18 protein-coding genes are annotated in these 21,906 nt (G+C 63.6%); 11 read left to right on the forward strand and 7 right to left on the reverse strand.

From position 1 onward, the window contains the following. Positions 1 to 22: 22 nt before the first annotated feature. From trxB to ACIPV6_RS16560, 4 genes are all read right to left on the reverse strand, one after another. Positions 23 to 979 carry a thioredoxin-disulfide reductase gene (gene trxB, locus ACIPV6_RS16545; protein WP_400271917.1) on the reverse strand — a complete coding sequence of 319 codons (957 nt, stop codon included), beginning with the start codon at positions 977 to 979 and terminating at the stop codon, positions 23 to 25. 239 nt (positions 980 to 1,218) lie between these two features. Continuing rightward, a complete protein-coding gene (locus ACIPV6_RS16550; protein WP_400271918.1) occupies positions 1,219 to 2,841 on the reverse strand; it encodes an ABC transporter substrate-binding protein in 1,623 nt (540 codons plus the stop codon). Between the two features lie 139 nt (positions 2,842 to 2,980). Beyond that, a complete protein-coding gene (gene murJ / locus ACIPV6_RS16555; RefSeq protein ID WP_400271919.1) occupies positions 2,981 to 4,990 on the reverse strand; it encodes a murein biosynthesis integral membrane protein MurJ in 2,010 nt (669 codons plus the stop codon). Between the two features lie 26 nt (positions 4,991 to 5,016). Further along, complete coding sequence (locus ACIPV6_RS16560; protein WP_090822121.1) at positions 5,017 to 5,520, reverse strand: NUDIX hydrolase; 504 nt, start codon at positions 5,518 to 5,520, stop codon at positions 5,017 to 5,019. 196 nt (positions 5,521 to 5,716) lie between these two features. On the opposite strand from ACIPV6_RS16560, the gene ACIPV6_RS16565 reads away from it, so the two are divergent. The 5 genes from ACIPV6_RS16565 (at position 5,717) to ACIPV6_RS16585 (ending at position 11,561) form a co-directional block, all read left to right on the forward strand. Beyond that, complete coding sequence (locus ACIPV6_RS16565) at positions 5,717 to 7,183, forward strand: CCA tRNA nucleotidyltransferase (protein ID WP_400271920.1); 1,467 nt, start codon at positions 5,717 to 5,719, stop codon at positions 7,181 to 7,183. Continuing rightward, positions 7,184 to 7,765, forward strand: coding sequence for a histidine phosphatase family protein (locus ACIPV6_RS16570; protein WP_397324211.1), 582 nt, complete (start codon positions 7,184 to 7,186; stop codon positions 7,763 to 7,765). A 586-nt stretch (positions 7,766 to 8,351) separates the two neighbouring features. After that, on the forward strand, positions 8,352 to 8,492 hold the full coding sequence (locus ACIPV6_RS16575; protein WP_400271921.1) for a hypothetical protein: 141 nt from the start codon (positions 8,352 to 8,354) through the stop codon (positions 8,490 to 8,492). Between the two features lie 143 nt (positions 8,493 to 8,635). Continuing rightward, the gene (locus ACIPV6_RS16580; protein WP_400271922.1) at positions 8,636 to 10,126 is read left to right on the forward strand and encodes a glycosyltransferase family 87 protein; all 1,491 of its coding nucleotides are present in this window, start codon (positions 8,636 to 8,638) and stop codon (positions 10,124 to 10,126) included. Then, positions 10,119 to 11,561, forward strand: a complete 1,443-nt coding sequence (locus tag ACIPV6_RS16585) for a phytoene desaturase family protein (RefSeq protein ID WP_400271923.1) — start codon at positions 10,119 to 10,121, stop codon at positions 11,559 to 11,561. Before ACIPV6_RS16580 ends, ACIPV6_RS16585 begins: the two co-directional genes overlap by 8 nt. A gap of 11 nt (positions 11,562 to 11,572) precedes the next feature. Here the strand turns inward: ACIPV6_RS16585 and ACIPV6_RS16590 are convergent, their stop codons facing one another. Beyond that, positions 11,573 to 12,178 carry an NAD(P)-dependent oxidoreductase gene (locus ACIPV6_RS16590; protein WP_400271924.1) on the reverse strand — a complete coding sequence of 202 codons (606 nt, stop codon included), beginning with the start codon at positions 12,176 to 12,178 and terminating at the stop codon, positions 11,573 to 11,575. An 83-nt stretch (positions 12,179 to 12,261) separates the two neighbouring features. Between ACIPV6_RS16590 and ACIPV6_RS16595 the strand changes: the two genes are divergently transcribed. After that, a complete protein-coding gene (locus ACIPV6_RS16595) occupies positions 12,262 to 12,660 on the forward strand; it encodes a winged helix-turn-helix transcriptional regulator (protein ID WP_400271925.1) in 399 nt (132 codons plus the stop codon). Between the two features lie 15 nt (positions 12,661 to 12,675). Here ACIPV6_RS16595 and ACIPV6_RS16600 read toward each other — a convergent pair whose 3' ends face one another. Further along, positions 12,676 to 13,407: an ABC transporter ATP-binding protein gene (locus tag ACIPV6_RS16600; protein WP_400271926.1), complete on the reverse strand. Its 732-nt coding sequence runs from the start codon at positions 13,405 to 13,407 to the stop codon at positions 12,676 to 12,678. A gap of 23 nt (positions 13,408 to 13,430) precedes the next feature. After that, positions 13,431 to 14,510 (reverse strand): ABC transporter permease, encoded by a 1,080-nt coding sequence (locus ACIPV6_RS16605; protein WP_400271927.1) that lies wholly within the window; start codon positions 14,508 to 14,510, stop codon positions 13,431 to 13,433. Between the two features lie 195 nt (positions 14,511 to 14,705). Between ACIPV6_RS16605 and ACIPV6_RS16610 the strand changes: the two genes are divergently transcribed. From ACIPV6_RS16610 to ACIPV6_RS16630, 5 genes are all read left to right on the forward strand, one after another. Further along, positions 14,706 to 15,998: a sensor histidine kinase gene (locus ACIPV6_RS16610; protein ID WP_400271928.1), complete on the forward strand. Its 1,293-nt coding sequence runs from the start codon at positions 14,706 to 14,708 to the stop codon at positions 15,996 to 15,998. Next, a complete protein-coding gene (locus tag ACIPV6_RS16615; protein ID WP_400271929.1) occupies positions 15,995 to 16,651 on the forward strand; it encodes a response regulator in 657 nt (218 codons plus the stop codon). Before ACIPV6_RS16610 ends, ACIPV6_RS16615 begins: the two co-directional genes overlap by 4 nt. Positions 16,652 to 16,709: 58 nt before the next feature. Beyond that, positions 16,710 to 18,689 carry a penicillin-binding transpeptidase domain-containing protein gene (locus ACIPV6_RS16620; RefSeq protein ID WP_400271930.1) on the forward strand — a complete coding sequence of 660 codons (1,980 nt, stop codon included), beginning with the start codon at positions 16,710 to 16,712 and terminating at the stop codon, positions 18,687 to 18,689. A gap of 13 nt (positions 18,690 to 18,702) precedes the next feature. Next, a complete protein-coding gene (locus tag ACIPV6_RS16625) occupies positions 18,703 to 19,968 on the forward strand; it encodes an FAD-dependent oxidoreductase (RefSeq protein WP_400271931.1) in 1,266 nt (421 codons plus the stop codon). Positions 19,969 to 20,096: 128 nt separating this feature from the next. Further along, positions 20,097 to 21,779, forward strand: coding sequence for an ABC-F family ATP-binding cassette domain-containing protein (locus tag ACIPV6_RS16630; RefSeq protein WP_400271932.1), 1,683 nt, complete (start codon positions 20,097 to 20,099; stop codon positions 21,777 to 21,779). Positions 21,780 to 21,906 lie beyond the last annotated feature (127 nt).

Below are 21,906 nucleotides of genomic sequence, written 5' to 3' on the forward strand. Positions count from 1 at the left end.
TCGTATGGTTGCTGGATGCAGCTTAGGAGTGCAGGTCCGCCAGGTAGTGCTCTACGTCGAGGGCCGCCACACAACCGGAGCCCGAGGCTGTGATGGCCTGGCGGTACGTGGGGTCGATGACGTCACCGGCAGCAAACACACCCTTGATGTTGGTACGCGAGCTGCGGCCTTCGACAGCGATGGTTCCTTCGGCGGTGAGATCCACCTTGCCCTTGACCAGATCGGTTCGGGGATCGTTGCCAATGGCCACGAAGACGCCCGTCACGTCGATTTCGGACTCAGTGCCGTCCACGAGGTTCTTGAGCTTCAAGCCCGTTACCTTGTCGCCACCCAGAACGTCCTCAACGGCCGTGTTCCAGACAAAGTTGATCTTCTCGTGGGCCTGCGCACGGTCACCCATGATCTTGGAAGCCTTCAGGGTGTCGCGGCGGTGCACCACGGTAACGGACTTGGCAAACTTGGTGAGGAACAGCGCCTCTTCCATGGCAGAGTCGCCACCACCGATCACGGCAATGTCCTGGTCCTTGAAGAAGAAACCATCACAGGTTGCACACCAGCTGACGCCGTGGCCTGAGAGGCGCTTCTCGTTCTCCAACCCGAGCTCGCGGTAGGCAGAGCCGGTGGAAAGGATAATGGCCTTGGCCTGGAACTTCTCCCCCGTGCCGATGGTGACCGTCTTGATGTCGCCGTCGAGCTCCAGTTCGGTGACATCCTCGAAGAGGATTTCGGTGCCGAAGCGGGCAGCCTGCTTCTCGAAGTTTTCCATGAGGTCAGGTCCCATGATGCCCTCAGGGAACCCGGGGTAGTTTTCTACGTCCGTGGTGTTCATCAGTTCGCCACCAGCGGTGACGGAACCAGCAATGAGCAGCGGCTTCATGTTGGCGCGGGCGGTGTAAACGGCGGCAGTGTAGCCGGCCGGGCCGGAGCCGACGATGATGACGTCACGCACCTGCGATGCGCTGTTTTCTGCAATGCTCACGTGGCGTGAACCTCTTCCTTGATCGATGCTGCGGCTTTCGGGGCAGCCACCTGACTCAACCCCTGTAAGGCTCCAAATATTCCGTTGGATTTTGGGGACAGGGAGGCACCCTGAAATCCACCATTATTCAGGGTACCGGGTGCAGGCGTGCCGAATCGAAGCGGTGACGCCAAGGTAAGTAGCAGTAAGGGCCGTTCTGACGAGTCAAAACGGCCCCTACTGCTACTTAGTTGGGTGGACTACTGGATGGTGACCTCGGCCAGTCGGAGTCCGTAACCGAATCGGGTCTTCGGTGCTGCCAGCTTGGGCAGGGACTTGATGACCACAATGACGTACTGGGTCTGCGCAGGAGCGGCCAGCGGCATGGTCAGCTCCGGCGAGGTGAAGCTGTTGGTGCCCACCAGCTTGGCTCCGTCCATGGCAGGACGATCGTTCGTGTAGACGCTGATGCTGCCGCCGGAACCACCCAGCTGGTTCAGCACCACGGACTTAACCTCTGCAGGTTCCTTGAGCTTGACCACCAGCGGCATCTCACCCGAGAGCCCGCCCCAGTCGGGAGTTGCGAACTCCATGTCCGACCAATAGCTGGCTGCGTTGCCGTCGAACGCCTTCACAAGGTCCTTGTCGAACGACGCCGCGAATTCGAAGTTACCCAACCGGGTGATTTCCTGGATGGCCGGCGGAGCAGCCGGGGGCGCTGTTTCGGACTGGGTGGGTTCGGCGGATTCGGAGCCGGAGGCCTGTGGTGCAGTGGTGTTTTGGGTGGCTGCCGGCTTGGAACTGGGCAACAGGCTGCCGAGGTTGGTGACAGCGAGGACCAGGCCCACAACCAGTACCGCGGCGAGCAATCCGCCAACCAACCAGCGAAGGGAACGGGGTTCGCGCTGGGGCGCCTCGTCCTCGTAAACCTCGTCGTCATCATAGTCATCGGCTGCGGCCGCCGAGGCCGGGAAGCTGCTGGCCGCACGGTCGTAACCAGAACCAGAGCCACCGGAAGCTGTTTCTCCGCTAAAGCCGTAGTCCTCCTGGGACCAGAGCGAAACCTTGGGTTCCGTGGATGGCTGTGGCGAAGGAGTCGGGGCCGCCGGTTGGGCGGACACCGCCTGGGTGGGTGGCTGCGGTGAAGAAGCCGGAGCTGCGGGCGGGGTGGACACAGCCTGGGTGGGCGGTTGTGCCGGTGCGCTCGGAAGGCCCGACCCTGAGGAGCCAGCGGCAGCACCGGCGTCGTTCGTCTTGGAACCGGCGTTTTTCAGTGCTGCTGCGGCAGCGGCACCAGCCGCACCGGCGCCTGCAGCTGCGGCAGCGATCTTGGCGCCGAAGCCCTTGCCCGCGGCGGGTGTCGCTTCGGGCTTGGGAGGCACGTTGCCCGCAGCCGGGGCCTCAGGAGCAGTCTCGTTATGGATGGGGTAGCCGTCGTTGTCGTACTGGATGTACTCGGCCTCGTGCTCGTCGTCCTCGTAGAGGCCGTCGTACGTTTCGGGCTCATAAGTGCGGGACTGGCCGAAGATCTCGGTGCCGAGGGCTTCCGTGAAGAACGGTTCCACGTACGGTGGGTTGGTGGCGACCACCAGGTCCAGCAGGTCCGGCGCGGTGCTGTGGTTGGTGATCAGGTACGTGGTGTTGTCGCTGACTCCGAGGTCCAGGATCTGGACGTGGCCTGGGCGCTCCCCCGTGGCGACTTCGCGGGCGCTCTGGGCTACCTGCTCGGCATTTCCGGGCCCGGCAACGAGGATGCTCACGGGACGGTTGAGGACTTGGTCCACGCCGTCGAGCACCAGATCTTGGTCATGCGAGGTCAATACGGTGGCCGTGACCTTGTAGCGGCCGCCAAGTACTGATCCGACGTCGATCGGGTGGGACACGTGTTCCTCCTAGGCTGTCCGGGAGCTGCGGGTCCTGCAGGCGGGCACCCGCTGAGCCGGGAAAACCGCTTTTGCAACTACCTATATTCGTTTCTAGCCTAGCCGATAGCCGCCCTGCGCCCACGTTGGCGCCGCCGCTTTACCTCTTCCTGTTGTCCTCCACAGGGAAGTAGGGATTCCGTCCGGCCTCGCCCTGGTATGTCCGGCGTCCGGGCAGTGGCACCTGGGGACGGAACTTCCCGCCCATGGCCGTACTGGGTACATCTTCGTCCGGAATGTACTCGGCCGCGCCAACCACATCAGGGTGGCGTTCGACGGCGGGTTCCGGCTCGAGTGCCGGGCCGGCCCTGAAGGAGGCGGCGTCGAATTCGCCCGAGATGCGCGGAATCAGGCCGGTGTCGTCCGAAACCGTGGCGCGCGCCGCCGTCGTGGGTTCGGCAGCGACGCCGGCGGGGACCGGTACGCCCCGGCCGAGACGGCCCAGCAACGGTCGCAGTAGATCGCGCAGTTCGGTGACGCGGAAAACCCGCAGCAACAGCAGGTAGACAACCAACATGACAGGCCCGACGACGACCACGGTCACCAGGGCGGCGGGCCGGCTGCTCCAGGCGAATCCGTCGGCGCGGTAGCTGCCGAGCAACCACAAGGCCAAGGCACCGGCAATGGCCGAGCCAAGGCCCGCGTAGCCCATACGGATATACGAGTTGGCGATGCGTGGACCGTCGAGGTGGCCCAGCAAGCGGCGAAGGAACACCACGCTGATCACTACGGAAAGGATGTTGCCCAAGGTATAGAGCACGGCTATCGCGTAAATGATCTGTCCCACCGGCAGGAACTGGATGATGAACGCGCCAACCACGTAAACAACGGCCAGCAGCAACTGAACGTAGAGGGGCGTGCGGGCGTCCTCGTTGGCGTAGAAGACGCGGGACATCATGAAGTTGGCGCTCATGAACGGCGTGCTCAGGGCAAGGATGGTCAAAGTCTGCGCCAGCATGACGCCGTCTTGTGGCTGGCCGCCGGAAAAGAACATGCCCAGCGGACCGGCCAGCGCGAAGAGCGCCAGCGCTCCAAACACGGTGGCTACGGCCATGGTCCGGAGCCCGTGAGACAGTGCGTCGCGGAGTTCGGCCTTGTTGCCGTCCTGGGAGGCTCGCGTCATGCGATTAAAGAGGACGGTGGCCAAGGAGAGGGCAATGATCGAGTGGGGCAGGAGATACAACTGGCTCGCGACCTCAAGGACCGCGTTGCCGGGAAGCGTGGAGGCCGCGGTGGTCTCCCCCGCGTTGCTCAGCCGAAGCCGCTCGGCGCCGGGAATCGTGGCGATCCTCATGACATAAAGGAACGCCAACTGCCCGACGGCGGCAGTCAGCAGCGTCCACACGCTCAGCTTGGCTGCCTGGCCCAGTCCAACGCCCCGCCAGCCAAAGCGCGGCCGGAGTCCCAGCTTCAGCCTCAGGACCGGTATGAGCAGTATGGCTGTCTGGGCCACCACGCCAATGGTGGAGAAACCGGCAACGAAGAAGGTCTGTACCGGTCCCCAGTTATCCAGCGTGTGCGGATTGGTGATGTTGGCACCAAGGATCCAGATGAACATCCCCAGGCCCGCAATGGCCACGAGGTTGTTCAGGATGGGAGCCCACATGGCAGGCCCGAACGCACCGTGGGCGTTGAGGACCTGGGTAAGAAGGGCATAAAGCCCGTAGAAGAAGATCTGTGGGAGGCACCAGAAGGCGAAAGTGACTGCAAGGGCCTTCTGCTGTTCGGAGTAGTCCTGCGTTGTGAGGTCGATGACGAGCGGCGCAGCCAACGTTACGATCGCGGTCAGGGCCAGGAGCACCAGGACTGCGAGGGTCAGAAGCCGGCTGAGGTAATCCGCCCCGCGGTCCTCTGCCTTGCTTGCCTTAATGATCTGGGGCACCAGGACGGCGTTGAACACGCCGCCGGCAACCAGGAGGAAGATCAGGTTGGGCAGGTTGTTCGCGTTAATAAAGGTGTCAGTGACCGTGGAACCCAGGCCCAGGGCGGCACCGAGCATCCACGTTTTAGCGAAGCCAAGGAACCGGGAAACCAACGTTCCCGCGGCCATGATGGCACTGGAACGTGCTTCTCCGGATTGAACGGACTGGGTTGTTTTGGCTTCAGACATCGCCTTTATCGTCCCATGTACCCGGCTCAGAGGTGTTCCGGCAGAACTTCCCGTGCCAAATCGGCGATGCGGCGTTCATTCGGGAAGGAGAGCTTCCGGGCCAACTCCTGGATGGGAACCCATGCAGCGTCCACGGCTTCCTGGTCCGGATCGTTCTCGATGGTCAGTTCGCCGCCGGTGGCCTGCAGGAGGAAATGGTGGACCGTCTTGTGTACCCGGTGGCCGCTGACGGTGAACCAGTAATCGATGCTTCCCAACGGGGCCAGGATGCTTCCCTCGATGCCCGTTTCTTCCGCGATCTCGCGAACGGCAGCTTCCTCGTTGTTTTCGCGGCCTTCCGGGTGCCCCTTGGGCAGGCACCACTCAAGCCGGCCACCCCTGTTAAGGCGGGCGATGATCGCAACCCGGAGTTCGCCGTCGGACGTGTCCACCACGACGCCGCCCGCCGATACTTCCTCGACAGTGGGAAGCGAGGCCTGGACCGGGTGCTGCGGGGCAGGCGCGACGTGCGCACCGATTGCCGACGGCAACGGTGCGTTTGTCCTCCTGCCGGGAGCGCTCGGTATGGGATTGGCCATGAAGTCCACTCTAACGACTCTTGCCCTCGAGTGATGACCGGGACATGGCCGCAAGGTGGACTGCAAAAGACAGCCGTTCCGCAGCGCTGCGTATTTGCTGCCTTCCGTGGCCCAACGCCGCCCAAAAATCTGCCAAGCTTAAGGGACTATGGCGCACGTATTGGACAGCTCTTCTGTTAACTTCACCATCGACCCGGTGGTGCTCGACCTCGGGCAGCGCTTTGTCGATGCCGGATTCGAGCTGTCCCTGGTTGGCGGTCCCGTGCGCGATCTATTCCTTGGCCGGACCTCCCCGGACCTCGATTTCACCACCGACGCCACACCGGACCAGACCATCTCCGTCATCAAGAAATGGGCGGACAACTTCTGGGAGATCGGGCGTGCCTTCGGCACCATCGGGATGCGCAAAGACGGCTTCCAGATTGAGGTCACCACGTACCGCGCCGAGGCCTACGATGCCGATTCGCGCAAGCCCGTGGTGGCGTTCGGGAACTCCCTGACGGACGACCTCCTCCGCCGCGACTTCACCATCAACGCCATGGCACTCAAGCTGCCCAGCCTGGAACTTGTTGATCCCTTCGGCGGCGTCCGCGATCTGCACGCGTCCGAACTCGCCACGCCGGGAGCACCCGAGGCCTCTTTCTCCGACGATCCGCTGCGCATGATGCGGGCAGCCCGTTTCGCCTCGCAGCTTGGTGTCTCCGTCCATGACGACGTCCGGCTGGCCATGTCCCAGATGGCCGATCGCATCAAGATCATCTCGGCCGAGCGTGTCCGCGACGAACTCATCAAACTGATCAACGGAGCGCACCCCCGCGTTGGCATCGACCTGCTGGTGGACACGGGGCTGGCCGAGTACGTCCTCCCTGAAGTTTCCGCCCTCCGCCTCGAATCCGATGAGCACCACCGGCACAAGGACGTGTACCAGCACTCTCTCCAGGTACTGGAACAGGCCGCGGACCTGGAGACGGGTCTGGACGGTGCGGTCCCGGGTCCCGACTTTGTGCTGCGGTTTGCCGCCTTGATGCACGACGTCGGCAAGCCGGCTACGCGCCGGTTCGAACCGGGCGGCGCGGTCAGCTTCCGGCACCACGACGTGGTGGGCGCGAAGCTGACGGCAAAGCGTATGAAAGCCCTGCGCTTCGACAACGACACCACCAAGGCTGTGGCACGGCTGGTAGAGCTGCACATGCGTTTCTACGGTTACGGCGATGCCGGCTGGACGGATTCCGCGGTTCGCCGCTACGTGACCGATGCCGGACCTCTCCTGGAACGGCTGCACCGGCTCACCCGCTCGGATGTCACCACACGCAACCAGCGCAAGGCCGACCGCCTTTCCTTCGCCTACGATGACCTTGAACAACGCATTGCCACCTTGCTGGAACAGGAATCGTTGGCAGCCGTTCGGCCGGACCTGGATGGCGCACAGATCATGGCGCTGCTGGGACTCAAGCCGGGACCCGTCGTCGGACGCGCTTACAAGTTCCTCCTGGAAGAGCGCATGGAACACGGACCGCTCTCCCCTGGGGAAGCCGAGTCCAAACTCCTGGCGTGGTGGGAAGACCAGCCCGAGTCCGCCGTCGTCGATCCTGAAACCGAAACAGAGGAGCCTTAATTGAACGCCGCGACCTCCCCTCGCCCGCAACTCTGGATTCTTCGCCACGGCGAGACGGAGTGGTCCAAGAGCGGCCAGTACACGGGACTTACCGACCTTCCGCTGACGGTGGAGGGTGAACAGCAAGCCGTTGAGGCGCGGAAGGTGCTGGAAGGCATCGACTTCGACCTCGTGCTGACTTCCCCGCTGCGCCGCGCGCGCCGCACTGCCGAACTGGCAGGCTTCCCGGACGCCGTGCATGAGCCGCTTGCCGTGGAATGGAATTACGGGGACTACGAGGGCATCAGCTCGGACCTCATCCGCAAGGACAACCCGGACTACCTCATCTGGACCGACGGTGTGCCCAACGGCGAGACCCTGGACGAAGTAGCGGCACGGGCAGACAAGATCATCGGCCGCGTCCTCGAGTCCGGGATGGACAACGTCCTGGTAGTGGCCCACGGGCATTTCTCCCGGATCCTCACTGCCCGGTGGCTTGAAATGGATGCCACGCAAGGCCGTCATTTCCTGTTGGGCACAGCAAAGGTATGCACCCTTGGCTGGGACAAACGAACCCCGACGATTATCCGCTGGGGACTCTGAAACAAGATTTTTCACATTAGTTTGGCGAATTTCCGATTTTGACTGGCCAAATACACTAATTGTGCTGTACCTTAAATCTTGTTCCCAGGGCGTCTTGCCGGGAACGAAGCGTGCATTCCCCGGTTAGTCTGCCGGGTTGATTGCCTTGGCGGGCTGTTTACGGCCAGAGAAGGAGGTTGGGAAAATGATTACTTTGACTAGCGGACGGAAGATGACTTTCACTGCTGCCCCGGCCTCTGCTGCTAACGCGCGCCATTTTTGGAGCCACTGACCACTCCGGTTTCACCGGCCCGGCCTTGACGCCGGGGGTGTTCCAGATCCAGGGATGGAACCTGATCTGTATGAGTGTTCAGTTGTGCGAGCGGACCGCAGTACGTCGCGGGTACGCAGTTTCCCCATAGTTCGGAACCAGCTTCTTGTTGGGTTAATTGCCCGTATTCTTCGTGCGGACAATTCGTGTTCCACTGTTCCGGTCTGCTCACCTGTCCACTAATTCCGGCTGTTTGTGCCTTTTTGACCCTTGAATTAAATGGGTCAATTTAGTGTGCCCAAATTCCGTCCACCCACCCAGGAAAGGAGGTGAACTGTGCCCAGGAACCTCAAGGAACTGCGCTTCTACAAGAGCACCGATGCTCCCAAGGACCGCACCCTGTTCAACGGCCAGCTGCTCGACCAGCGCCGTGAAGACGTTTACGTCGTCCTGCACCAGATGGGAGTCATCCGCTGATGCCTCCCCCGCCCCGAAGGAGTCCCCGGTGCCGCATGGTCACGCTGAACCCTTGGAAGCCCGCGCGGCTACGCGTGGGCTTCCCCCTTTTAAGGCGAACAACAGTGCTCAAGGGACCGCTTGCCGGACTGTAAGCTCGACTCATGCAGGAGACGAAGCCGCACCGGCAGCGAGAACGGGCCCGCTTTGTGGTTCCCAGCCGCAGCGACTCCCTGCTCCGTAACTTCACCGAACTGGTAGGTGGTCCGCTCGGCCGCCATTCGTCGCCCGGCAAGATCTCCCCCGGGCCGTTCACTGTGGAACGGGTCCTCATCATCTTGACCGTCCTGGCTGCATTGTTGGCAGTGCTGGCCAAGGACTACTGCCGGGCCAACGGCTGGGAAACCCCCTCACAGTTCTACGCCACCTGCTATTCCGACTTCCCCGAGTTGTTCAAGAACCGGGGGCTTGGAGACGGCGCCTTCCCCTTCTTCACCCAAGGGAGCCTCTTTGAGTATCCGGTCCTCATGGGCATCATCGCGGGCCTGACGGCGCTGTTGGTTCCGGGCAAGGGAGTGGGCAACGAACGGATCCTTGGGTACTTCGACGTCAACGCGACGCTCATTGTTGCGGCGTGGATTCTAACGGTCCTCCTGACGGCCCGCATCAACCGGCGCCGTCCTTGGGATGCAGCGATGGTGGCCCTTGCGCCTGGGATCATCCTTGCCGGCTTCATCAACTGGGACATGTGGGCAGTTGTACTCCTGGCCCTGGGCATGTACTTTTTTTCGCGCGAAGAATTGGTGTGGGCAGGCATCTTCATCGGACTGGGTACAGCAACCAAGCTTTACCCCCTCTTGATCCTGGGAGCCGTGCTGGTCCTGGCGCTGCGGACGGGCCGCCTCCGTGCCTTCTTCATCACGGCAGGTGCCACGGTGGCGTCCTGGCTGGCGGTCAACCTGCCCTTCGCTGCGCTTGACCCGGCCGGCTGGCGCTACTTCTTCGAGTTCACCCAGAACAGGCCTGCTGGATACAGCTCACCGTGGTTCGCCTTCAACCTGGCTGCCGACAGGCTCCACTGGACGCAGCTCAATGCGGCAACCATCAACTCGCTGGCCCTTTACCTGTTCGTCATTGCGTGCGCCCTGATCGGGATCCTGGCGCTGACAGCTCCCAGGCGTCCGCGCCTGGCCCAGCTCGCTTTCCTCATAGTTGCTGCGTTCATCCTGACCAACAAGGTGTACTCGCCCCAATTCGTCATCTGGCTTATTCCACTGCTGGCCCTGGCCCGCCCGCGCTGGCGTGACTTCCTCATTTGGCAGGCAGCCGAGGGGCTGCACTGGGCGGCCATCTGGATGTATCTGGGACAGGCGACCAGCGGCGGCGTACCCCAGCACAACATTGACATGTCCGCGTACGTGCTGTCGGTGGTGCTGCATATGGTCGCCACGGCCTACCTGATGGCCCGCGTGGTGATGGATATCTGGGATCCTTCGCAGGATCCTGTGCGGGCATCAGGTGAGGATGATCCGCATGGCGGCCCCTTTGCAGGCGCAAAGGATTGGCTGAGAATCAACATTTTCCGTCCTTCGGCATCAGCCCTGCCATGGCGGCCTAAAGCACCCCGGCGCGAGGAGGTCGGCAGCGATGGATGACGTCGCCGTCGTCGGGTCCGGACCGAATGGCCTGGCAGCAGCCGTGGTCATGGCGCGAGCCGGCCTGGACGTACACCTCTACGAGGCCGGTGCGACGATCGGCGGCGGAACCCGGACATCCGAGCTCATCCAGCCGGGCTACTGGCACGATGTCTGCTCGGCGGTCCATCCGATGGCCGTGGCATCGCCTTTCTTTAAGGCGTTCGAGTTGTCCAAGCGCATTGAGTTGCGCGTACCCGAGGTGCAGCACGGCACTCCCTTGGACGTGGGCGGTGCGGCCGTGGCGTACCAGTCGCTGGAACGTACCGCCTTGGAGTTGGGCAACGATGGGCCGGCTTACCGGCGTTTGCTGGAGCCCCTGCTGGAGAGCGCTGCGGGCATTGTGGACATCTCTTCCTACCAGTTGCTGAGGGCTCCCAGAGATCCGATCGCCGCCTTGCGGCTGGGTCTGGCCACCCTGGACCAAGGCACGCCGTTCTGGAATCGCCGTTTCACGGAGGAAGCGGCACCCGCACTGCTGACGGGCGTCATGGCACACGCGGTGTCCGCGCTTCCATCGCTGACCGCTACGGGTGCCGGGCTGATGCTTTCCTTGCTGGCCCACGCCGGTGGCTGGGTCATACCGGTAGGAGGTTCGCAGTCCATCGCGAAGGCTATGGCCGACGACCTTGTTGAGCACGGCGGCACCATCCACACAGGGCAAGCCGTTGAATCACTCGACCAAGTGAGGCCAGCCAAGGCGATACTGCTCGATGTGGCTGCTCCGGCACTGCTCCGGCTGGCTGGATCCGAGGTGCCGGACGGGTACCGGAGAGCCTTGGAAGCATTCCGGTTCGGGAATGCAGCGTGCAAGGTGGACTACATTCTTTCTGAACCCGTGCCATGGCGCGATCCTGCCTTGGCAAAGTCCGGCACGGTGCACGTTGGAGGTTCCAGGACAGCAATGGCCGAGGCGGAGAACCTTGTAGCCATGGGTAAGCATCCCAGCGAGCCCTATGTCCTCGCGTCACAGCCATCCCTCGTCGACTCCACCCGCGCACCAGCCGGGCGGCACATTCTGTGGACCTACTGCCACGTTCCGGCTGGTTCGGACGTGGACATGGAAGAAGCCGTTACAGCGCGCCTTGAGCGGTATGCGCCGGGCTTCCGCGATGTGGTGGTGGCCTCAAAAACCACGACGGCGGCAGGGCTGGCCGCATACAACCGCAACTACGTGGGTGGAGACTTCAGCGCTGGAATGATGAACCTGCGGGGCCTGCTTCGCCGTCCGGTATTCTCAACGGTTCCTTGGCGGACACCGATTCCGGGTGTTTATCTGTGTTCATCCTCCGCCTCGCCTGGACCCGGAGTGACAGGTATGCCCGGATACAACGCGGCGAAATATGCCTTGAAGGATATATTCCAGAAGCGTGTACCCGGGCTGGGCCTGGCCTAATTCTGCCCGCGCTAGTTGGCCGCGGTGAAGCGGGAGCGGCGGTGGGCCGGGCTCTCGATTTCGTCCAGCATGGCTACGGCGTAGTCCTGGGAGGAAATGGAGTTGCCGGCCGGGGTGTCCTTTGCCACCTTGTACTCGCCTGTGCGCTCACCCGGCTGGATGAGGGGTGCGGGTGCGAAGACGGTCCAGTCAAGGGACTCGGGGCTCTGTTTCACGGCTTCGAAGGCCTTGGCTGCCGTGGTGGCTTCGGCTTTGTAGGCTTCCGGGAAGTCCGGGGAGTCGAGTAGTCGGACGCCGTCGATTTCCAAGGTGCCTGCGCCGCCGACGATCAGGAGGCGGGTTCCCTCAGCGTTGCTGTAAGCCGTAGCCATCGCTTCGAGCCATTCCGCATGGTCACCGCCGGTGCGGCTGGGGCCCGTCGCCAGCACAACGACGTCGTGGTCTTTGGCGATGGAAGCGAACGCCTGGCTGTCGGCCTGGTCGACCGCCTGGGCGGTGGCACCGGCTACCTCGGTTCCCTTGCGGGAGATGGCCGTGACGCTGTGGCCGCGGGTCAGGGATTCCTTGACGATCTGGCTGCCGACCATGCCCGTTGCGCCGTAGACTGCGATTTTCATTGCTCTCCTTGGGGTTGGTATCCTTGCAATGACACAAAGGTATCCATTGGATACTGATAGCTTCAAAGGAACCTAGTTACCTCATGGATACTAAAAGCCTCCCCGGCAACATTCTCGACCCCGACTGCCCCTCCCGCGTGATCTTCCAGCGCATCGGCGACAAGTGGGCTTCGCTGGTGATCCAAGTCCTGGGTGACGGTCCCGTGCGGTTCTCCGAACTCCGCAAGATGGTCAGCGTGGTAACGCCGAAGGTCCTGACCCAGACCCTGCGGGCATTGGAACGCGATGGACTGATCACCCGGACCATCCATGCGCAGGTGCCACCGCGGGTGGACTACGAGCTCACCCCCATGGGCCGTTCCCTGCTGCAACCGCTGGGCATGCTGCGGGAATGGGCCGAGAGCCACGTGCCCAGCATCCTCGAAGCCCGGGACGCGTATGACGACGCCCAGGACGCAGCCGTGCTCGGCGCCCCCATCTAGGGGACAGCTCCTGCTCTACCCAAGCCCCTTAGCGACATTTGCTGTCCCCCAGTTGGGCAGGGGCGCTGGGACTGCGGCGCGGCTGATGCGGCCGTCGCGCATGGTCGCGACTGAGTCGGTCAAGGGGAGGAAGTCGGTGTCGTGCGTGACCATGACGGTTGCCGTGGAGAACTGGTCCGTCACACGGCACAAGAGGCGAACAATGGCCTCGCTCCGCTCGTGATCGAGGGCCGCCGTGGGTTCGTCCACCAGCAGGACAGTTGGCTCCCCCATGAGCGCCCGCGCGATATTGACCCGTTGGCGCTGGCCGCCCGAGAGTTGGTGCGGACGCTTGGCACCGGCCGAGCCAAGCCCCACCACGTCCAGCAGTTCCTCAGCCCTTCGACGACCCTCCTTTGCTGCTTTCCCCCGCAGGTGCTCGCCGAGCAGCAACTGCTCGACGGCGGTCAGTGACGGCAGGAGGTTGGGTTGCTGGAAGATGATGCCCACCTTTTCGCGGCGTAACGTGGTGCGTTCGGCCTCCGTCAATGCCGTGACGTCTTCGCCGTCAATGACAACAACGCCCGAGGTGGGTTTGATCAGTGTTGCGGCCACGGCCAGAAGCGAGGATTTTCCGGATCCCGAGGGACCCACCAAGGACAGGAACTCGCCGCGACCCACCCGGAGATCAACGGAGTCAAGGGCTTTGAGGGTGGACGAACCGTCGGGATATTCGAGCGAGACGTTGACAAGACTGAGGACAGACACGTGTATTCCTTTCCGGGAATGGATTAGTTGCCGCCGAGGGCAATAAGGGGATCAACCTTGGTGACGCGTCGAACGGCCAGGGCCGCACCCGCAAGGCCAAGTACCAGGACTCCTGCTACGGGAAGCAACGTGGTCATGGGTGTGACCAGGAAGGGTGCTGCCTTCGAGGCCGCCCAGCCCCCGGCAAGCCCCACCGCGCCTCCCGTGGCGGTCCCGGCCACCAGAACCAAAGCTGCTTGGGCCAAGGCATCGCGGAGAACGTAGCCGGTAGACCCACCCAAGGCGCGGAGGACGGCGATGTCGCGGGTGCGTTGCACTGTCCAGACGGTCAGGAAGGCCACGATCACCAATGCGGAGATGCCGTAGAGGAAGGCCTGCATGAGCATCAACGAGCCGTTCTCGCTCTTGTAGGACCCCAAAGCCTGGAAGGATCCCACAACGTCAGAGCTGACGGTCCCGGCCGCCGCATTGGCGGCGTCGGCACTCACGGAAGTGCCGGCGTCGTACGTGACTCCCAAGACAGTTGCCGTGTTCGGTGCGGCGTGCGCAATGCTCCGCCAGTCCTGCAACGTGGTCCAGACGACGCCGGTGTGCGAGTACCACTGGTCCTCCACCACGCCCGCCACGGTCAGATCCGTACCGCCGATGCGGACGCGGCTGCCGGGTTGGAGGACCAGGTCCTTTGCCACGCTCCGGCCGATCACCACGGTCCCCTCCCTAACAACGGACGGAGCCAGTGAACCTCCGAAGACCGCCACGTTGACCGTGCCGCTGGCCGATCCATCGCCGGCCAGGGACTGGAAGCGGGTCTGGCCGATACCGATCGGCTGGACTGACGAGACGCCCGGTTGGTCGCGCCAGGTTTGGAGCTGTTGCGTGGATACTTCGGATTCCGTGTAGGAGGCCTTGGGCTCGCTGCCGGCAGGTGCGCCGAAGACAATCTGCTGGACCGGCAGGTTCTTGATGGCCGACGTCGACTGGTCGCCGAGCCCGGCAGTCAACCCGGAGAGCATGACGAGCAACAGGGTAATGAGGGCCACCACACTGCCCATGAGTGCGAAGCGGCCCTTCGCGAAACGAATGTCGCGGATGGCAAGAAACATCGGATTCCTTCGGTTGGGTGCGGGCTTTGTCCCGGCACACTCCACTTTTCCGTTCGGCGTCCGCGGGCACATCGGAAGCGGGGTGGATTGCCCACGGACGTAGGGTTGAGGGGTCCATCAACCGAATGGTTGATCCGGGCGTGATTACGCGGTTTTCCACCTCATTCGCTCCGGGGCGCGGATACGCTGGGAAGCGTGAATGCATCACCCGGAGAAGACCGACTGGAGACGCCCACAGGCGCCATCCTCCGCGTCCTCCGGGTGAGCCTCCATGTGGGATTCGCGGTGCTGTTGCTCGTGGCGGTGATCCGGTTGCTGGCCGGGGCCAGCGCGGCGCCGTCGGCTGTGGCCATTGCAGCGGGCCTGGGACTTTCCGGCGCCCTGGCACTTGTCTACTTGGCTGGAACGGTGCTGGAAAAGCGGCACGCGAGCGGGGCCTCGCCGTTCGATCCCTCACCCTATGCGCGCTGGTGGCTGGCCACCGTGATGCTGCTGTGGCTGCTGCTCCTGCTGGTCAGCAGCGATTTCGCCTGGGTGGCCTTCCCACTCTTCTTCCTCCAACTTCACATCCTCCCGCGCCGGGTGGCGCTCCCTGCCATCGTGGTGAGCACGGCGCTGCTGGTGGGCGCCCTGTGGTTTCACGGCCGGGGAACGCCCGACGGCGGATTGCAGCTTGCGATGATCCTGGGGCCACTGTTCGGGGCCGGGTTCGCCGTGGTTACCGGCATGGCCTACCGCGCCTTGTTCCAGGAAGCGGAGAACCAACGGCTCGTTGCCGACGAACTTCGACGGACCCGCGCCGAACTCGCGAGGACCCAGCACGAGGCCGGCATGGTTTCCGAACGCGAGCGTTTGGCCCGCGAAATCCACGACACCCTGGCCCAGGGGTTCTCCAGCATCATCCTGATGGGAAGGTCGGCCGAAAAGGCTTTGTCGGAGGGGCAACCGGAGACGGCGAAGGAGCGGTTGAGGACCGTCCAGGACACGGCTTCGGCGAACCTGGCCGAGGCGCGCAGCTTTGTGCGTGGCCTGCGTTCTCCCGATTTAGCGCAGTCGGGGCTGGTGGATACCCTCGCCAGGCTCTGCGCGAAGACGGAGACGGAGGCCGCTGCCAGGGGGACGGATCTGCGTTGCCGCTTCGAGTTGGTGGGCTCCCCGGTGGAACTCCCCGGTTCGTACCAGACCGCCTTGCTTCGGGCGGCCCAGGCTTCCCTCGCGAACGTGTGGGCGCACGCTCAGGCCCATGCCGCCGTCGTGACGCTGTCCTTTCCAGGAACCGAGGTGACCATGGACGTTTTCGATGACGGCGTCGGTTTTGATCCCGCGTTGGCCGCCGGCGCGGCGCGGGGCGACGGAACCGGCGTCGGGCTTTCCGGGCTGCGCGAACGGCTGGCCGCGCTGGACGGGAGCCTGGAGGTCGAGTCCGCCCCGGGAGAGGGCACGGTGGTGGCCATCCGCCTGCCGCTGCCCGCGGAGGGCTTGGCATGAGCGGGATCCGTGTACTCCTGGTGGATGACCATCCCGTGGTCCGTGCAGGGCTACGCGCCATGCTGGCCGATTTTCCGGGCGTCAGCGTCGTTGCGGAGGCCTCGGATGGTGCTGCGGCGTTGGCGGAGCTCCGACGGTTGGCTGCCTTGGAAGAGCCGGTAGATCTGGTGCTCATGGACCTGCAAATGGGCGCCGGCATGGACGGGGTCACCGCCACGGGGAAGATCAAGGCCGGGGAAGGCGGGACTCCCCCGCCGCCGGTACTGATCCTCACAACGTACGACACGGACGCCGACATCCTTGCCGCCGTGGAGGCGGGGGCGAGCGGCTACATGCTCAAGGATGCCCCGCCGGAGCAGATCCTGCAGGCAGTTTCGCAGGCCGCTGCGGGGCAAACCGCACTCGCCCCGGAAGTTGCGGCGCGTCTCATGGGACGGATCCGCAACCCGTCGCCGGCGCTGAGCGCCAGGGAAGTCCAACTCCTGGAATTGCTGGCAACCGGGATGGGCAACCGGGCCATCGCCAAGCAGCTTTTCATTTCAGAGGCCACCGTGAAGACGCACCTTGTGCACATCTACGCCAAACTCGGCGTGGATAACAGGACGGCCGCGATTGCCGTGGCCACGCAGCAAAGGATCATCCGCGGGCGGTGACCGTCCGGGGTGTGGGCGCAACAAGAAACTGTCAGGGGAACCCGGCATAATGGCGCAAATGGGGAAACTTCGGAACCTGGTTTTTGGTCTCGTTACGCTGGTGATGGCTGGTTCGCTGACCGCTTGCGATGACGGCCGCTCTGGAGCGGAAAGTGCCGCGAAGCAGCTGGCCTCAGCCTTGGAAGCGCTCGACGTCGGGCAACTCGCCTTCGACGGGAAGGACGCAGCGGCCGCCAACGATGAACTGAAAGCCGTAGTTGGAGGCCTCGACGCCAAGCCTTCCGTCCAATCCGGGGACCTCAAACTCGACGGCGACAAGGCCACCTTCCCCCTCAATTACAGCTGGAACATCGGCTCGGCCAAATGGGAATACAGCCTGGACGCGACGCTCAAGAAGTCCGGCGACAAATGGGCAGTCCAGTGGTCCCCGTCCCTCCTTGCCCCGGAGCTTGCTGAAGGCCAAACGCTCTCGGCCAAGACCGTAGCTGCCCAGCGTGGCCAGATCCTGGGCTCCGGAGACGCTCCGATCGTCGAAGATCGGCCTGTCTTCCGGGTTGGTATCGACAAAACCAAAACCTCCGAAGACAAGTGGGACGCCTCGGCGCGGGCCATGGCTGCACTGCTCGGCTTGGATGCAGAGGATTACGCCAAGCAAGTGGCAGGTTCCGGACCGCAGGCTTTCGTGGAGGGCATCGTCCTGCGCGCCTACACAGCGGATATCACCGAGGCCAAGATCAAGGCGATTCCCGGTGGCGTGAGCATCCTGGATTCCATGGCCCTTGCCCCCACGCGCACTTTCGCCCGCGCGCTCCTGGGCAGTGTTGGCCAGGCCAGCGCGGAGCAGATCGAAAAGTCCAACGGGTCCCTGCGCGCCGGAGACACCACCGGTACGGGCGGGCTGCAACAGAAATACGACTCCTTGCTTCGCGGCAAGGATGGAGTTGAGGTTGTTGCAACGGCGAAGGCTGCGGCCGAAGGCGCGACTCCGGAATCCAAGGTCCTCTTCTCCACTCCCGCGGAAGCGGGGACCACGCTCAAAACCACACTTGACCTTAAGCTGCAGCAACTGGCCGAAGAGACACTGGGCGGCGTTGGACCAGCATCGGCCATCGTCGCCCTCAAACCTTCGACGGGCGCGGTGCTCGCTGCGGCCTCCGGACCGGGCAGCAACGGCTACAACACGGCACTCCTGGGCCAGTACGCGCCCGGTTCCACGTTCAAGATCGTGGATTCCCTGGCGATGTTCCGGAACGGTGCCACGCCGGATTCCAAAGTTGACTGCCCCTCCACGGTGACCGTGGATGGCAGGACCTTCAAGAACTCCGAAGGGTATCCCGAAAGCTCGCTGGGGAACGTGACACTAACGGATGCCTTCGCCCATTCCTGCAACACGGCGTTCATCAACGCGCGCGACACCGTCAGCCAGGATCAACTCGAGTCAGCTGCCACAGCGCTGGGCGTTGCCGTTGAGGCCCCCAAACTGGGTGCCGATGCTTTCCTCGGTTCCGTCCCGGGCGAGGCCGCCGGCACCGAGCACGCCGCCTCCATGATCGGGCAGGGCAAGGTCCTGTTCTCCCCGCTCTCTGCGGCTGTCATGGCTGCCTCCGTCGCCAACGGAGCGCCCGTTTCGCCCCAACTGGTGCTCAACGCCGACGCCCTGGGAACACAGCAGAACCCCGACGCCGGTACGGCCACCGCGGAAGGCGGCACCGCATCGCCGTCGTCCGCTGCGGCAACGGCCCCGGCGTCACCTGCGTCCACCAAACCGATCACCAAGGAAGAAGCCGCGTCCCTTTCGGACATGATGCGTGCCGTGGTGACCTCCGGGCACGCCGGGTTCCTGGCCCAGGTTCCGGGAGCACCCGTGGGCGCCAAGACGGGAACGGCCGAATTCGGAAACGACGATCCGCCGAAGACCCACGCGTGGATTGTGGCAGTGCATGGTGACCTCGCGGTGGCCGTCTTCGTCGAGGACGGCGGACTCGGCGCCACCACCAGCGGCCCCTTGCTGAAGACCTTCCTGTCGGCTGCCGGATGATGAGGGAATAATCATGGAAACCAGCAATACCCAGTGCTTGGTGGTCGGCGGAGGGCCGGCCGGGATCGTCCTGGGATTATTGCTGGCGCGTGCCGGAGTCCACGTCACGGTACTGGAGAAGCATGCCGATTTCCTGCGTGATTTTCGCGGTGACACCGTGCATGCTTCCACTGTGCGGCTGCTCGACGAACTGGGCCTGGGCCAAGGGTTCCGGCGGCTGCCCCAAAGCCAACTGAACAACTTCAGGCTGCCCACCGAAGACGGCGAATCCGTGGTACTGGCTGATTTCGGCCTCCTCAAGGAGCCGTACAACTATGTGGCAATGGTGCCGCAATGGGATCTGTTGGACTTCCTGGTGGAAGCAGCCCGGCAAGAGCCGACTTTCACGCTGCTCATGAACACCGAGGCAACGGACCTGATGAGGGATGAGGCAGGCGCCGTGGAAGGAGTCAGGTTCCGTACACGGGATCCCCACTCCGGCGAAACCATGGATACCGGGGAACTGCGGGCCGGACTCACGGTTGCCTGTGACGGGCGGGGTTCCATCCTCCGTAAACGTGCGGGAATGGTGCCCCGGGAGTTCCCCGTACCGTTCGATACGTGGTGGTTCCGGCTCCCGCGGACGGCGTCTGAACACGATCCTGTGGCGTCCATTTCTCCGCGGTTTGGGCGCGGGGACGTGCTGCTCAGCCTCACTCGCAAGGACTACCACCAGATTGCCTATCTGGCAGCGAAGGGGTTGGACGCGGATCTAAGGCGCGAGGGTGTGCAGGCTTTCCGCGACCGCATTTCACGGCTTCGCCCGGACCTCGCGGATCGTGTGGACACCATCCGATCCATGGATGACGTCCACCTGCTGGACGTCAAGCTCAACAGGCTCAGCACATGGCATCGGCCCGGCTTGTTGCTGATCGGTGACGCCGCGCATGCCATGTCGCCGGCCGGAGGGGTAGGCATCAACCTGGCCGTCCAGGATGCGGTGGCCGCTGCCCGGATCCTGGCACCCGCCCTGCTCAGTTCAACCCTGGACGAACGCCACCTCGCTGCCGTCCAAAAACGCCGCTGGCTTCCAACAGTGCTCATCCAGACGTTCCAGCGCGTGCTGCACCGGGGAGTGTTCGCCCGTGTCATGGCGGGACATGAGGCCAAGCCACCCAAGCCGCTGCTGTTCGTTGTCCGGCATTTCCCCGGCTTCCGCAAACTTCCTGCGCGGATGATCGCGTTTGGCCCTCGTCCGGAACACGCACCCGGGTTTGCCCGGCGGAAGCCGGACGCCTGACCCGCCAAAGGTCCATGCCCGCCAAGGGTCCCATGGCGGCCACTGGTTCCTTGCCGGCCACTGGTTCCTTGCCCGCGGTGGCAAGTGCCGCCGTCGAGCATTAAGCCCTGCCGTGGGAAGATTGGGCAGTGGCCCATATTGACGTTTCCGGCATCGACTACTTCCTCTCCGACGGCACCCAACTGCTCAACGGCGTGACCTTCAAGGTTCCTGACGGCACCAAGACAGCGCTGATCGGCCCGAACGGTACCGGCAAAACCACGCTGTTCAAGATCATCGCGGGCGACCTCACGCCGGACGAGGGCGTGGTGGGACGCTCGGGGAACATGGGCATCATGCGCCAGTTCGTGGGCCAGGTCCGCGACGAATCCACTGTTCGGGACCTGTTGGTGTCCACCGCCCAGCCGGGCCTCGCCAAGGCAGCCAAAGCCGTTGAGGAAGCCGAGCTGGCCATGATGGAGCACGACGACGAGCCCACCCAGATGCGCTACGCCCAGGCAATCGTGGACTGGGGAGACGCGGGCGGGTATGACGTGGAAACCGTGTGGGACGAGGTCTGCATGGCCGCGCTGGGGATTTCCTTCGACAAGGCGCAGTTCCGTCGCGCGTCCACCCTGTCCGGCGGCGAGCAGAAGCGGCTCGTGTTGGAAGCACTTTTTGCCGGGCCGGACGAGCTCCTGCTGTTGGACGAACCGGACAACTACCTCGATGTGCCCGGCAAGCGCTGGCTTGAATCCAAGCTCAACGAATCGAAGAAGACGGTGCTGTTCATCAGCCACGACCGCGAATTGCTGAACAACGCGGCCGGCCGGATCGTAACGCTGGAGCCGGGCATCAACGGTGCCGGTGCGTGGATTCACGGCGGCGGTTTTGGTTCCTATGTGGAGGCTCGCGCGGACCGCAATGCCCGCTTCGAGGAACTCCGGAAGCGTTGGGACGAGGAGCACGTGAAGCTCAAGGAACTCGTCAACATGTACAAGAACAAGGCCGCATTCCGCTCTGACATGGCCAACCGGTACCAGGCTGCCCAGACGCGGCTCGCCAAGTTCCTCGAAGCTGGCCCGCCGGAGGCATTGCCGATCGAGCAGAACGTCCGCATGCGTCTCAAGGGTGGACGGACCGCCAAACGGGCCGTTGTAGTCGAGAAACTGGAACTGACCGGACTCATGAAGCCGTTCTCCACGGAGATCTGGTTCGGGGACCGGGTGGGGGTCCTGGGGTCCAACGGCTCGGGCAAGAGCCACTTCCTGCGTTTGCTCGCTACTGGTGGAACCGATCCCGAGCGTGAGCACTTGCCGGTGTCCGACGTGGTGATTGCCGAGGTTCCGCATGAAGGCACCGTCAAGCTTGGTGCCCGTATCCGTCCCGGGTTCTTTGCACAAACACATGTGCGGCCCGACCTTCTGGGACGGACCCTGCTGGAGATCCTGCACCGGGGTGATGAACACCGGTCTGGTTTGCCCCGCGAAGCGGCTGCGGGTGCGCTGGATTCTTACGGATTGGCCGGCCAGTCGGAGCAGAAGTACGAGTCGTTGTCCGGTGGCCAGCAGGCGCGTTTCCAGATCCTTTTGCTGCAGTTGTCCGGCGCCACGCTGCTTCTCCTTGACGAGCCCACGGACAACCTGGACCTGCATTCGGGCGAGGCTCTCGAACGGGCGATTGACGCCTTTGAGGGCACTGTCCTTGCCGTGACGCACGACCGTTGGTTCGCCAAGTCCTTCGACCGTTTCCTGGTGTTCGGTTCGGACGGCAAAGTGTACGAATCCGAAGAGCCTGTGTGGGACGAGAAGCGGGTAGAGCGCGCCCGCTAACCCGATCCTCTCTCACCGAACCACCCCTAAACGGGAACGCTCTTGCACCCACTGCGAGAGCGTTCCCGATTAAGGGGTGTTAGGTGAGAGAGGGTCGGAAGTGAGCAAATGATCACAGAAAATGATT

It is taken from the genome of Paenarthrobacter sp. NPDC089988 (assembly GCF_044748465.1).
GTDB lineage: Bacteria > Actinomycetota > Actinomycetes > Actinomycetales > Micrococcaceae > Arthrobacter.

Excerpts from the sequence above, each read along its gene's own strand:
- ACIPV6_RS16565 (WP_400271920.1), top strand. The coding sequence starts at position 5,717 with ATGGCGCACGTATTGGACAGCTCTTCTGTTAACTTCACCATCGACCCG.
- ACIPV6_RS16585 (WP_400271923.1), top strand. The coding sequence starts at position 10,119 with ATGGATGACGTCGCCGTCGTCGGGTCCGGACCGAATGGCCTGGCAGCA.
- ACIPV6_RS16615 (WP_400271929.1), top strand. The coding sequence starts at position 15,995 with ATGAGCGGGATCCGTGTACTCCTGGTGGATGACCATCCCGTGGTCCGT.
- ACIPV6_RS16580 (WP_400271922.1), top strand. The coding sequence starts at position 8,636 with ATGCAGGAGACGAAGCCGCACCGGCAGCGAGAACGGGCCCGCTTTGTG.
- murJ (WP_400271919.1), bottom strand. The coding sequence starts at position 4,990 with ATGTCTGAAGCCAAAACAACCCAGTCCGTTCAATCCGGAGAAGCACGT.
- ACIPV6_RS16625 (WP_400271931.1), top strand. The coding sequence starts at position 18,703 with ATGGAAACCAGCAATACCCAGTGCTTGGTGGTCGGCGGAGGGCCGGCC.
- ACIPV6_RS16620 (WP_400271930.1), top strand. The coding sequence starts at position 16,710 with ATGGGGAAACTTCGGAACCTGGTTTTTGGTCTCGTTACGCTGGTGATG.
- ACIPV6_RS16605 (WP_400271927.1), bottom strand. The coding sequence starts at position 14,510 with ATGTTTCTTGCCATCCGCGACATTCGTTTCGCGAAGGGCCGCTTCGCA.
- ACIPV6_RS16595 (WP_400271925.1), top strand. The coding sequence starts at position 12,262 with ATGGATACTAAAAGCCTCCCCGGCAACATTCTCGACCCCGACTGCCCC.
- ACIPV6_RS16590 (WP_400271924.1), bottom strand. The coding sequence starts at position 12,178 with ATGAAAATCGCAGTCTACGGCGCAACGGGCATGGTCGGCAGCCAGATC.